This window comes from Nocardia miyunensis NBRC 108239, from assembly GCF_001613065.1.
GTDB lineage: Bacteria > Actinomycetota > Actinomycetes > Mycobacteriales > Mycobacteriaceae > Nocardia > Nocardia miyunensis.
This window is the reverse complement of record NZ_BDBQ01000055.1, coordinates 24609-36667: the sequence shown is the minus strand read 5'-3', so window position 1 is coordinate 36667 and position 12059 is coordinate 24609. Positions and strand designations below refer to the sequence as shown.

Genomic DNA, 12059 nt, shown 5'->3' with positions numbered 1-12059 from the left:
GTGCACTATCGAGGGCGGTTCGCGCTCATCGGCTCCGGCGCATGACCAGCGCCATCGAGCTCAGGCCGAGTAGCAGGGTGACCGCACCGGCGACCACGTTGCTCCAGATCGTCGCGGGATGGGCGACGTCGCCGCGCACCACCCAGGGGGTGATGATCATCCACACGCCGATCGCCGGAGCGACCCAGCCGATGCCGTGGATCCGCCCGTACATCGACGCGAACCCCAACGCCAGCACCGCCAGCGCGATCCCGACGATCAGGTTGTTCGCGGTCAAGCTCTGATACCCGTGGAAGCCCACGACCCACCCGGAGATCGCGATGTACAGCCCGGTCAGGAACAGCAGGCCCGTGACCGCTTGGGCGGCCGGTTCCATCGCGGCCAGCTCGTACTTCTCATACTTCGCCCGCAACTCCACGATATCGGGATGCCGGCTCATGGACTCAGTAGCCATGTTTCCCACCACCTTTCGCACGCACAGTCAAGGCACCCGAACCAGGCGGCTGCTACCGGTCACCGCGGGACGCGGAACCGGTCCGATCACCGACCGGTTCATATGTCATACTGTGATACTATCATGCTGTGATGTATGAGTCGATGTCGTCGTGTGAACTCACCGACCAGGAGTATTCGACACTGTTGGTGTTCCGTGCCGGCCTGCGCCGGTTCCTGCGCTGGAGCGAGAGCCGGGCCGCGGACGTGGGACTCACTGGCGCTCAGCATCAACTGCTGCTGGCGATTCGGGGGCATCTCGATCCGGGCGGGCCCAGTGTCGGCGAGGTCGCCGAGTATCTGTGCGCCCGGCACCACAGTGTGGTGCAGCTGATCGATCGCACCGAGCAACTCGGGCTCGTCGCCCGCAACCGGGAAGACGGCAAGGACCGCCGCGTCGTGCGCCTGAGCCTGACCGAAGCGGGCAAACGAACCCTCGCCCTGCTCAGCGCCACGCATCTGGAAGAACTTCGGCGGCTGACTCCCGTGGTCGACGCACTGGCCGACGCCGCCGCCATTCCACAGGCATGATCGGCACCAGACCGGCCGGAATGTGAGCGGATATGACGTAATCCACCAGCTGACAGTGGTTTACGCGCCCCGGGCGGTCTGGTGGGACTCAACCGTGGTGCGCTGCGGCAGATGATCTTCTCGCGGGCCCGCAAACGGTCCGGCCGTGTTGCCGGCGCGGCAGCTAGATCTCGCCGCGGCGCGTGTGCTCGTCGTCGCAGTGCACGGTATCGGTGGGGGGTGGTTTGGTGAACCGGGCGGGGTCGTAGTCGTAGTCGGTATCGAGGTCCAGTGGGGTGATCCAGGCTCGGCCAGTAGTACCGGCGCGTTCGATCACGGTGGCGCCCAACCCGACAGCGGGCTCGCGGTCGCGGGCGTGCACGTTCTGCCGGATGCGGTCGACGCCGCCGGCGGCGGGGGTATTGGTCCAGGTGTTGGTCACGGCGGTCTCCTCTCGCTTCCGAAAGTGGTCGATTCGACGAAGGGCCGGGTGAGCCCGCATCCGTTGCTGACCGGACCCGCCCTCAACGGATCTGCACAGGAGATATCAGTGCTCCCGCGCGGCCCGACCGACCGTACCCGCCGACTGATGCCACGACCGCGGCTGTGCACGCTCTGGACAGGTGTGATGTGCTGATGCCGCAGCGCAAACTCCGGGACCCGGCCCTCGACCCGGTCGCGAGAACACCTCTGCGCCAGAATATTTCGTACTGTCGTCGGCTTCGATGGCCATCACCTCGCTCTCACTCGGCATCGCAACACTGCAATCCCCGATCGAAGGTTCCGACAAATCTATGGCATCTAATACAGATATTATCTAGCATTCCACTACAAGAAGTACAGGGTGATGAGAGAGGTAATCTGAAAGTCGGCGTCAATAGATGAGGGATGAGGGGGAGAGGACGATGCAGGAGCGCGACCAGGACGGCGTGCCACCGTCCGGGCAGGCGGTGTATTCGATCTCGGTGGCCGCCGAACTGTCCGGTATCGGGATTCAAACCCCGCGCCTGTACGAGCAGCACGGGCTGATCACTCCGCCCACAGTGCGTCCCCGCTGTCGTTCTTTCCGGTCGGCCCCGCCCGCGCCTGAGGACACACCGAAGCGAGCCCAGGCGATACCCAGCCGGTCCACACCACCCCGACACTCCCCCGCACCTGCACACGAATTCGGCGAGCCGCGCTAGTCTTCCTACCAGATCAAACCATCCAATCCACCACCACAGAAGATTTTCACTCACTGATTGCGCGTTGGGTACGGCCCCGCCTGGAGTCGTCATACGGGGGCCGTCCCACAAAAATCGACTGCCTGCGGATCGGCCGTAAAAGAATTGCGCTCCCGCGCGAATTACCCGACTTCGAGGACAGCGGAAAGGGTTCCGTTCATGATGCCAGGCAATCGCATGACGTCACCGACCCGCCCTGATCTACACGGGACAATCCGCTCGACAATTATCCGCTTACTGCACGTCGACGGTTCCCAACACCCTTGGATGCTACGATGACTCGCGGTGAATCGCCGCAGGTGATTCAACCAACTCATGAAATTGAGTTCCTTCGCTGGATACGGCCCCATCCCATCCCTCACCGTAGGGCCGTCCACGCCCACCACTCAACATGCCGGAGAATGCTGCCAGGCCCGAATGACTATCCTCTAACTTGCCGGAAGTTGGCGCATACTTCCCTGAATACAGGCGTCGCACTCACGGACAATTTCGAAGGTAAGTGGCTGGAGTGTGCAGGGTATGACTGACAAGGACGATGCCTCGGCGGTGTCACGGCTGTCGATCACGCATCGGATGGCCGGTGGAGCCGCGGTCGTGGCGGTGAGCGGGGAGGTCGACCACACGAGTGCTCCCGAATTGATGCAGGCGGTGCGGACGGGCTTGGACCGCACCCGGGACGGTCTCTGTGTCCTGGACCTGACCGAGGTTCGTTTCCTGGGCGGGCACGGCCTCAGCGCTCTGCTGAAAGCCACCCGAGCAGCCGAAAACCGCCGACAGCCGCTGCGTATCGTCGTAGACGCCACCCAGCCGGTGATTCGCCCGATAGAAATTACCGGGCTGGAGGAGTTCCTTGCCCTCTACCACAGCGTCGAGGAGGCGCTACACGCCTGAACCACGACATCCTCGAGACCCTGGCCCGACATGGCCAGGGTCTCGGTGGCGTACCCGAGGCCAGGCCGGGGCCATGACGGTGTCCCACCAGGACTGCAACGGGCTGGGGTCGGGCCAGAACACCGGTGAGCCGTCTGAATCGGTGGTCGCGGTGTGTCCACGGTCCACCCGCGAGGGGCGATCGACTGGGGCGGTGTGGGGCGCTGGGCGGGTGAGGTGTGATCGGGAGGTCAGAATGATCCTTGTGCTGGTCGCTCCAGACGCGCGCCTCAGGGGCGCATCGGAGATACAGCGTGTGTCTGGTCTGCGATAGGGGTCAGGGCGTGTGGGTGGGTGGCTCGTGCGCCTGGTGCGGGGTCCGGTTCGGCGGTGCGAGGGGCAGGCTGGTTCGGGTGTAGGGCACGACGTGGCTGGCTTCGGGCCCGTGCGGGGTGTCGGTGGCGGTGAACACCACCGGCTGTCCGGTCGCGAGGGTCTCGATGCCGGGCACGTCGATGGCCTGGGAGCCGACGAGCACGGCGGGCCCGGTATCAGGGGTCAGGAACCCGATTCCCTTGTCGGGGTTGAACCAGGCGACGTGGCCGTGCTGCCAGCGGGGCAGATCGCCCCGGCCGTGAGTGTGCGGGTCGTGCGGGTCGTGCCATGCGGGCTCGATACGCGCGGTGCGGCAGGCGGTCACGGAGTCAGCGGGTGACACCGTCGCCGTCGTCGGTGTCGTAGTCTCGTCATCGCAGTCCAGGGGTGCGATCCAGGCTTGGTCGATACGGTCGGTGATCTCGGCGCGTTCGAACGCGGTGCGGATCTTTTCGGCGAGCGGATGCATCCGGGTGCCGTCCAAGGCGCTCTCGCGGTCGCGGATGAGGGTGTTCTGCTCGGCGCGGTCGGCGTCGCTGCCGGCGGGGAAGATGTCCTTGGTGTCGGTCACGGCAGTTCCTCCTTCTGGTCCTCCTTCGACGATGTGGTCGGTTCAGGGAAAGGGACGGGTGAGCCTCGAAGCGCTGCGCTGTCCGGGCCCACCCGTTGACGGGACGACTGTGACCACGCAACCCCCCGGCAACCCGCGCGGTGGATGGCGAGCCGTCACCGGCGTGGTGCTGCCACCGTTAGTGGCCGTGCCCGCACCGGACCATCTGGTCCGGCCGCATGAGCGCTGCAATGGAATTCGCCGGGGCCGGCCCGCCTTTTCCGATCGTCGCGAGAATACTTCTGCGCGAGGGGTTTCGCGTGGTCTTCGGTTATCGTCGACAGGCATCACCTCGCTCTCACTCAACCATCGGATACCGCGACCGTCGGCGCGCCCCAGGGGCCGGGACGCGTCGGCGGGGCGGCCCCGCGCCCGGACGGTACCGGGAGACCGGCAACACCGGTTCCGGATCGGGCGCAGGGCCTGCTCGATCCCGGTGGACAACTCCCTCCGGGATCGAGGGCGAGCGCCAGGAGCCGGACCTCGAGCCGCGAGCCCCGGGTGGGCGCGGCCGTCGCACGACCGGCCGCGTGCACCTTCACGGGCACCTCGCGTGCAGTGCCCAGAGGTCAGGCGTTGATGGCTTGGCGCTCGTCGTGTCGGGCGATCTCGATCCTGCGGGGTTTGGCCTGCTCGGAGATCGGGATCGCCAGGCGCAGTACCCCGTCGTGGTAGTCGGCGCGGATCGCGTCGGTGTCCAGGTTCTCGCCCAGGAACAGCTGGCGGCTGAACACTCCGCGAGTGCGTTCCGCGGCGATCATCGATCGCTGCGTATCCAACTCCGGACGCTGCGCGTGCACCGTCACCACGTTGCGGTCGATATCCACATCCAGGGACTGCGGGTCGATACCGGGCAGATCCAGTTCCACGAAGAGCTCATCGCCCTCGCGCCACGCGTCCATCGGCATCACCGCCGACCGCGCCGGTGTACCGAACACCTGCTGGGTCAAACGATCCAGATCCCGGAACGGGTCGGTACCCAAAAGCATGGTCGCCACCTCCTGCTCGCTCCATTCTCGATCGAACGGTCCAGATAATCTCTGTCATCTGACTTAACTTTGTTCTAGCACTCTCCCCAGGAGACTGCAAGGGTTATGGTGAGATAATCCGGAGAAAGTAAGAGGAGGGACGGACATGCTGACCGAGCGCCGCGATCCCGAGCCGCTCGCTGCCGGGCATCGACCCCTGCGTCACAGCAACGCCGCGCTCACCACCGAACGCGACCAGCTGCGCGGCAGCCACCACTACAGCTCCTCATGACCAGCCCGAAACCAAGACACCATCCGCGGCCACCAGGATCGACAGGCTCGAGCAGATCCAGCTGGTTCTGAACGACATCGCCCGCGACCTGGACATCCTGCACCAGATCGAGCAGATCCAGCAGCAGCACCAGGTCGTGCTCGCCTGGCATTCCTCCTATCCGACCTGCCCGTGCAGGTGTCCTGCGCCGATCCGCTCCACCCTGGCTGCCCGGCACAACCGGCCGCCCGCCTCGCCACGGCGCAGAGTTCGTCTCCAGCGACCTGAAGTGAGCCCGACACCGACACCACCACCGACACCAGACTCTACGGACCGGCCGTGGCCAGATCATGGAAACTCCTGGCCGCCTACACACAGCTGCGCCTCGCCCGCGACCTCACCACCGACCTACGGCGCCCCTGGGAGAAACCGCCTGCCCCACAACGACTTACACCCGCTCGTGTCCGGCGAGGGTTTCGGCACCTCCGTCCGAACATCGCGTGTCCGGCCAGCGCACCGAAACCATCCAGACCCAGCCCCGGACGGCCACCCGGGCACACCAACCAACATCCCACACCCCCGTTACGACGTGCACATCAAAACCGCCACGATCGTCAGCATCGGCACCACAAGTGGTACGCATACCGGGTCCTCAAAAAGGAAATATGCCGAGGCTACAAGGTGAGATCAGGATGTACACGGTGGGAGAGATCTGCTGGACCCCGACCGCTGTACGAGTGGCCGGAAAACTTGTCGCTCAGGCCGATTTTGGAGAAGCCTTCGCACAACCTCTGGAAGTCGGTGAGTACCACCGCCCCGGTCTACTGTTAGAGCCACCAGTCCTACGGTCCGTAGAGTCGGACACCGAACCGGGCTCCGGCACAGGAATTTTCACCACTACCGAAGTAACACCACCACGACGCAGAGCGAAAGAATATTGCTCCCAAGCTTCGACGCCGGAGGTTGGTCATGAAACTTCACCGACAGCGCAAACCCCTGTCTCGCAGGCCATTACACAAACATCCGGTCGAAAGGCCACTCGGGCGGGCGATCGTCGTCCTACTCGGCTTGTGCGTGATCGCGGTGGCGATCGCCGGTGCCGCCGGCCCCTATCGACAGACCCGGCAGTTCAACAGCGTCATGACATGCGGACCGGGCGGCAGAGACTGCTTCGCCAGCCAGACCGTCTCCATCGTCGACCGGTGGACCTACACGACAACATCGTCGGACACCGTCAGCACCGTCAACGGTCAGACGAGCACAACGACGACCACGACCACTCACTACGAACTCGCCCTGCAATGGCCCGACGGCACCCGCCGAACCCACGAGATCAACTCGCACACCCTCTACAACAAAGCTCATGAGGGCCAATCAGCAGTAGTGAAACTGTGGCACAACGAGATCGTCGGCATCACCGTGGCGGGCGACACGGACTGGGCCGTGCCGGACTGCGCCATCATCCTCGCGAGCTGGCTGTGTCTGGCGTTCTTCGGCCTAGGCGTTGTGCTGTGGGGCCTGTTGTTCAGGACATGGGACGGGTTCGGCACAGTCGCGATCCGCGGCTTCGGATGGATGTTCTTCGGCATCCTTCTGGTGAGCGGTTTGGCAATCTCCCTCGCTCTCGCGCTACACAGTGACCGAAGCGTCATCGTGGCCACCGCGATCGTCCTCACCATCGCAGTCGGCGCCGGAGTCTGGGCCGTCCGTTTCGCCAAACCATGGTGACCTGTAACCGAATACAGCGCGGTTGATCCAAGCGCACAGTTGACTTTTCACGCCGTCACCGCTTCCGCCGCGGGAGTGCGTTGGCCCGCAATGGATCGTCCGGCTACGTCCGCACAGGCAGGTCCCGAACGATGCGTGACCGGCCGGGCCCAGCGGGGCCGCGCATCGTGACAAGCCACCAGCATCCGAACACCGGGGCAGCGAAAAAAACGAGCGAAACCCCCGCTGGACCCCAACCGCATTACATTGACGCAAAAGCCGAGGCTGCTTTCAGGATCTCGTTGGCCTGCTCGAGATCTCGGACCTCTTTTGACCTGCGAGGGCTTCTCGCCGGAAGATCCGCCACCATGGTTCTTGCAGGTTGAGCCAGCACGCCCCGACCGGGATGAACGCGTGCTTGATCCGGGGACTCCTCGAGCCATTCGCGGGTGGATTTGCTGTGGTGACTGGACCCCGGCCGGTCTCCCAGACCTTCCAGACCGTGAGTATTGAACCGGTGCAAGCGTTCTCGCACCGTTTGCGGATGACAACCCACCTCGTGCGCGATCTGGATGGTGGACTTCCCGTCCCAACTCGCCATGATCATCCGCGCCCGGTGAATCCAATCACCCGGAGCATGCCGAGCCCCAGCAAGCCTACGAATCTTCCGCTCCTCCACCACATCCCGTTGCAGGACGCGCAACCAGCACCTTCGGCAGAACCCACCTCAACCACACCCGAACCACCAAGACCCACAACAAGATACTGAGGCGCCGGGAGGTTTCCGGACAGTGGCCCCAACGTAGGATTGGGGTTCATTGACAGGAGTTGTTGTGGCACGGAGGAATTCGCGGTATTCGCCTGAGTTTCGGGAGGCGGCGGCGAAGGAAGTGATCGAGCGGTCCCGCGGGGTCGCGGAGGTCGCGCGTGAGTTGGGTGTGGTGGAGCAGACGTTGGCGAACTGGGTCAAGAAATACCGACAGACCCATGTTGCGGACGAGCCGGAGTTGACGATTCCTGAGCGTGCACGGTTGAAGGAACTCGAGCGTCGGGTGCGTGAGTTGGAACTCGAGAACGAGTTCCTGGGAAAATCGGCGGCCTTCTTCGCGAAGAGATACCGGTGACCGCGAAGTACGCGTTCATCGAATCCGAGGAAGGCATTTATCCGGTCACCCGGATGTGCGAGTGGGCGCGGGTGTCGCGGTCGGGTTACTACGACTGGAAGAACCGGCCGCAGTCGGCCACGGCCGCACGGCGGGAGTTGCTGGCCGCGGAGGTGAAATTCGCGTTCGAGCATTCCGACGGCACCTACGGTTATCGCCGTATCCATGCCCAGCTCGCTCGCTGGGGCACGGCGGTGGATCCGGAGACGGTCCGCGCGATCATGCGCGAGCTGGGCCTGGTGGCCTGCCAGCCGCGTCCGTTCCGGCCGGCCACGACCCTGGCCGGCGACGCAGGCCGGATCCCGGATCTGGTGGGTGGCGATTTCACCGCCGATCGGCCCGGCGTGAAGCTGGTCGGCGACATCACCTACATCCGTACCTGGGAAGGCTGGCTGTATCTATAAGTTACGTGGAATCTCGCAGCCATCCGCGGCGGCTGTGACCACGAACCACAGGGGTGGGTTCGAGCGGTGGGATGAGGGTGGTTGACCGGTGGCCGGTGTTGGGGCGGCACGAACGGGCGTCCGAGTGGCTACAAGTCTGGGCTGATCTGGGGCGTGCGCCGCGCACCATCGACGCCTATGCGCGAGGCCTGGCGGAGTTTCTGCAGGTGTGCGAGCGCGAGGGGATCGATCCGGTGACCGCGACGCGGGTTGACGTGGCGGTGTTCGTACGGGAGTTGACCGCGCGCCCGAGTCGTCGCGGCGCGAACGTGGTGGCGCTGGATTCAGGGGCGGGGTTGGCCAACGCGACGCTGCAGCAGCGCCTGGTTCCGGTGCGGCTGTTCTTCGACTTCTTGATCGAGGAAGGGGTTCGGGAGTCGAATCCTGTTGGGCGGGGCAGATATACGCCTGCCGGCCGGTTCGGCGGTCGTAGTCGTGGGCTGGTGCCGCGGATGGTGAAGCTGCCGTGGATTCCCAGCGAGGCGGAATGGCGGCGGCTGCTCGAGGTGTTCGCCGAGGAGCCGATCCGGAATCGGGTGATGCTCGCGCTGGCTTACGATGCCGCGCTGCGCCGCGAAGAGCTGTGTTCGCTGCGCAGCGATGATCTCGACCCCGCGCACCGCATGTTGCGAGTGCGGGCGGAGACGACCAAAACTCGCCGGGAGCGGATGGTTCCCTACTCGGCGTCCACCGGGGTGCTGTTGTCGCAGTATCTGCAGCATCGGGCAACGATGAGCCGGGCTCGGGGTGGGTTGTTTCTGTCCGAATCGCGGCGCAATCACGCTGAGCCGCTGACATTGTGGACCTGGTCGAAAGTGGTGCGGCGCATAGCGTTAGCGGCCGGAGTGCCGAACTTCTCCACTCATACCACCCGGCATCTGTGCTTGACCGACCTGGCCAGGATGGGCTGGGAGCTGCATGCGATCGCGACGTTCGCCGGGCACCGCAGCACCGACTCGACCTTGACCTATATCCACTTGTCGGGCCGGGATCTGTCGGACAAACTGAATTCCTCCATGGCACAGATTCACACCTGGCGCCTCGAGATGCTCACCGGCGCTGGGAGTTCCGGAGGCGGACCGGACATGCCGGCGTGAGCGCCGCCGCCAATCGGGCGCGGGCAAGCACCGCCGTCGATCGCTGGCTGTCTGACTCGACGCGGTGGGATCGGCGGACCGCGTTGAGCGACACCGAGATCGCGGCGCTGGCCGCGCTCGACGCGCAGCAGCTACGCCGCAACAAGGCCGTGGGCATTCCGCGGCGGACCGCGGCGCAGTGGCGGGCACTGACCCGGCTGGTCGAGCCGCTGGACGCGACGGTTGCCGGGTTGGATCACGACAACGCCGACCGGTTCCGCCGCGCCGGCAGACAGGCTGCAGCGATCGTGCTGGCCCACTGCGGCGAGACCAGCCGCAGCTGGTGGGGCTGGACCCCGTGGGAATGGGCCGCGCTCTGCGGCAGCAGCGCCCGCGAATTCACCGCCGCGCAGCAGATGCCGACCGAGTCGACAGTCCGGCCCTTCGTGGTGGCCCTGGCCTATCTGCTCGGCGGGTTCACCGACTTCCACCGTCTGGGCACGTTCAACCGATTCCACTTGGCCTGCTTGATATTCGGCAAGCCCGCGGTCGCCGAGGCGATGGGCGATGCCGAGCAGGTTCTCGACCGGTGGGGATACCGCCTCGACAGCGCCCGAACCCGGATGCACGGCGTGTTCAGCCAAGCCTTGCTGCTCAACCGCAGCCCTCGGCTCGCCGACCTGTCCACCTCGGCATTCGAGATGCTGCGAGCCCATCCAGCCACCGACGGCCACCAGGGATCGATGCTTTACGCGCTGCAACGCGCCGTCGCCGAGCTGGGACACTGCGACCCACCGGTCCGCAGCGGATACCTCCCTGGCCTGGGCATCGAAGGAACCGATCCGGCCTGGGCGCAGTGGGTCGAACGCTGGTATGCCACTTCAACTTTGACTCCTAAGGTCCGCGCCTCGGTCCGCAACATCATGGCCAAAGCCGGTCGCTGGCTGGCCGCCGAGCACCCCGAGATCACCGAACCAGGGCACTGGACCAGGACTACCTGCGCGGCCTGGGTCGCCGCGGTCGACCGGATGAGTGTCGGTGCCTGGGTTCAGCGTCACGACGCCCTCGGCGAACGGGCCGGCACCCCGATCTCACCACGCACCAAGGCTCAGAATCTCAATGCCGCCCGGACATTCTTGCGGGACTGCCAGGAATGGGAATGGATTCCCCGCCGTTTCGACCCCAATCGGGCGCTGGCCGTTCCTCGCAGCGTCGCCGCGCTGATCGGCCCCGATCCCCGCGTCATCGCCGACGACGTGTGGGCCAAACTGCTCTGGGCCGGACTCAACCTGGAACCTGCCGACCTGCCCGGCAACTCCGCCGACACCTTCTATCCGATGGAGCTGATCCGCGCAGTCACCGTGACCTGGCTGTTCTCCGGGTTACGCAGCGACGAAATCACCCGGCTGCGCGTCGGCTGCATCCGCTGGCAGCACGACGGCGCTCCCATCCGCGGCGACTCCCGCGACATCCTCGCCCAGGACGCGGTCTGCCTGCTCGACGTTCCCGTCCACAAGACCGGCACCGCGTTCACCAAACCTGTCGACCCCCTCGTCGGACAAGCCATCCACGCATGGCAGACGCTGCGGCCCGACCAGCCGAAACGGTTGGACCGCAAGACCGGCGAGCGCGTCGAGGTGCTGTTCTCGATTCGCGCCCTGCCCGTCGGCAAGCCCTACATCAACCACACCATCATCCCCGCGCTCTGCGCCAAAGCCGGCGTCCCGACCACCGATGTCCGCGGCACCATCACCAGCCACCGCGCCCGATCCACCATCGCGAGCCAGCTTTACAACGCCAAGGAACCCATGACCCTGTTCGAACTGCAGGCATGGCTCGGACACCGCACCCCCAATACCACCCAGCATTACGCCAAAATCACCCCGAACACCCTGTCCAAGGCCTATTCCGAAGCCGGGTACTTCGCCCGCAACGTCCGCACCATCGAGGTCCTCCTCGACCGAGACGCTGTCACCTCCGGCGCAGCCACCGCCGGAGAACCCTGGCAGCACTACGACCTCGGTCACGGCTTCTGCACCTACACCTTCTTCGAGCAATGCCCCCACCGAATGGCTTGCGCCCGTTGCGATTTCTACACCCCCAAGAGCTCCAGCAAGGGCCAACTCCTCGAAGCAAAAGAGAACCTGCAACGGATGCTCGCCAACATCCCGCTCACCGACGAAGAACGAGTCGCTGTCGACGAAGGACACAGCGCCCTGGACCAGCTCCTCGAACGCCTCATCGACGTCCCCGCCCCAACCGGAGCCACACCCCGACAGATCGGCGTTCCACCCACCGCGACCCTACTGCCCATAACCCCAACAACCCCCGAAAAACCCTCATAAACAGGA

The 12059-nt window shown here is 65.2% G+C and carries 13 protein-coding genes; 8 read left to right on the top strand and 5 right to left on the bottom strand.

What is annotated here, in order from left to right:
* Positions 1 to 25: 25 nt before the first annotated feature.
* Entirely contained in the window at positions 26 to 454 is a 429-nt protein-coding gene (locus NM2_RS24340) for an SPW repeat protein (protein WP_067673308.1), read from the bottom strand.
* Positions 455 to 585: 131 nt separating this feature from the next.
* Between NM2_RS24340 and NM2_RS24335 the strand changes: the two genes are divergently transcribed.
* Positions 586 to 1023, top strand: a complete 438-nt coding sequence (locus NM2_RS24335) for a MarR family winged helix-turn-helix transcriptional regulator (protein ID WP_245718190.1) — start codon at positions 586 to 588, stop codon at positions 1021 to 1023.
* Between the two features lie 163 nt (positions 1024 to 1186).
* Here the strand turns inward: NM2_RS24335 and NM2_RS24330 are convergent, their stop codons facing one another.
* Positions 1187 to 1444, bottom strand: coding sequence for a hypothetical protein (locus tag NM2_RS24330; RefSeq protein WP_067673181.1), 258 nt, complete (start codon positions 1442 to 1444; stop codon positions 1187 to 1189).
* A 1300-nt stretch (positions 1445 to 2744) separates the two neighbouring features.
* Between NM2_RS24330 and NM2_RS24325 the strand changes: the two genes are divergently transcribed.
* Positions 2745 to 3116 (top strand): STAS domain-containing protein, encoded by a 372-nt coding sequence (locus NM2_RS24325; RefSeq protein WP_067673304.1) that lies wholly within the window; start codon positions 2745 to 2747, stop codon positions 3114 to 3116.
* A 316-nt stretch (positions 3117 to 3432) separates the two neighbouring features.
* Here NM2_RS24325 and NM2_RS51800 read toward each other — a convergent pair whose 3' ends face one another.
* A complete protein-coding gene (locus NM2_RS51800; protein ID WP_067673179.1) occupies positions 3433 to 4041 on the bottom strand; it encodes a cold-shock protein in 609 nt (202 codons plus the stop codon).
* 608 nt (positions 4042 to 4649) lie between these two features.
* The gene (locus NM2_RS24315; protein ID WP_067673302.1) at positions 4650 to 5069 is read right to left on the bottom strand and encodes an Hsp20/alpha crystallin family protein; all 420 of its coding nucleotides are present in this window, start codon (positions 5067 to 5069) and stop codon (positions 4650 to 4652) included.
* Between the two features lie 145 nt (positions 5070 to 5214).
* Between NM2_RS24315 and NM2_RS52630 the strand changes: the two genes are divergently transcribed.
* Positions 5215 to 5340, top strand: coding sequence for a hypothetical protein (locus NM2_RS52630; protein WP_281182531.1), 126 nt, complete (start codon positions 5215 to 5217; stop codon positions 5338 to 5340).
* 948 nt (positions 5341 to 6288) lie between these two features.
* Positions 6289 to 7047 carry a hypothetical protein gene (locus NM2_RS24310; protein ID WP_157121281.1) on the top strand — a complete coding sequence of 253 codons (759 nt, stop codon included), beginning with the start codon at positions 6289 to 6291 and terminating at the stop codon, positions 7045 to 7047.
* Positions 7048 to 7288: 241 nt separating this feature from the next.
* On the opposite strand, the gene NM2_RS53045 is transcribed toward NM2_RS24310, so the two are convergent.
* On the bottom strand, positions 7289 to 7633 hold the full coding sequence (locus NM2_RS53045) for a helix-turn-helix domain-containing protein (protein WP_369690334.1): 345 nt from the start codon (positions 7631 to 7633) through the stop codon (positions 7289 to 7291).
* Between the two features lie 226 nt (positions 7634 to 7859).
* Here NM2_RS53045 and NM2_RS24305 point away from each other — a divergent pair, with 226 nt between their 5' ends.
* From NM2_RS24305 to NM2_RS24290, 4 genes are all read left to right on the top strand, one after another.
* On the top strand, positions 7860 to 8150 hold the full coding sequence (locus NM2_RS24305; protein ID WP_040829649.1) for a transposase: 291 nt from the start codon (positions 7860 to 7862) through the stop codon (positions 8148 to 8150).
* Positions 8147 to 8593 (top strand): IS3 family transposase, encoded by a 447-nt coding sequence (locus NM2_RS24300; protein WP_067673175.1) that lies wholly within the window; start codon positions 8147 to 8149, stop codon positions 8591 to 8593. The genes NM2_RS24305 and NM2_RS24300 overlap by 4 nt, the downstream gene beginning before the upstream one ends.
* A gap of 77 nt (positions 8594 to 8670) precedes the next feature.
* Entirely contained in the window at positions 8671 to 9729 is a 1059-nt protein-coding gene (locus tag NM2_RS24295) for a tyrosine-type recombinase/integrase (RefSeq protein ID WP_245718188.1), read from the top strand.
* A gap of 83 nt (positions 9730 to 9812) precedes the next feature.
* Positions 9813 to 12053 (top strand): tyrosine-type recombinase/integrase, encoded by a 2241-nt coding sequence (locus NM2_RS24290; protein WP_245718187.1) that lies wholly within the window; start codon positions 9813 to 9815, stop codon positions 12051 to 12053.
* The last annotated feature ends 6 nt before the right edge of the window (positions 12054 to 12059 follow it).

What these genes read in the sequence shown, in the direction of transcription:
- NM2_RS24340 (WP_067673308.1), bottom strand. Translation starts at nt 454, where the DNA reads ATGGCTACTGAGTCCATGAGCCGGCATCCCGATATCGTGGAGTTGCGG.
- NM2_RS24335 (WP_245718190.1), top strand. Translation starts at nt 586, where the DNA reads ATGTATGAGTCGATGTCGTCGTGTGAACTCACCGACCAGGAGTATTCG.
- NM2_RS24325 (WP_067673304.1), top strand. Translation starts at nt 2,745, where the DNA reads ATGACTGACAAGGACGATGCCTCGGCGGTGTCACGGCTGTCGATCACG.
- NM2_RS24315 (WP_067673302.1), bottom strand. Translation starts at nt 5,069, where the DNA reads ATGCTTTTGGGTACCGACCCGTTCCGGGATCTGGATCGTTTGACCCAG.
- NM2_RS52630 (WP_281182531.1), top strand. Translation starts at nt 5,215, where the DNA reads ATGCTGACCGAGCGCCGCGATCCCGAGCCGCTCGCTGCCGGGCATCGA.
- NM2_RS24310 (WP_157121281.1), top strand. Translation starts at nt 6,289, where the DNA reads ATGAAACTTCACCGACAGCGCAAACCCCTGTCTCGCAGGCCATTACAC.
- NM2_RS53045 (WP_369690334.1), bottom strand. Translation starts at nt 7,633, where the DNA reads ATGATCATGGCGAGTTGGGACGGGAAGTCCACCATCCAGATCGCGCAC.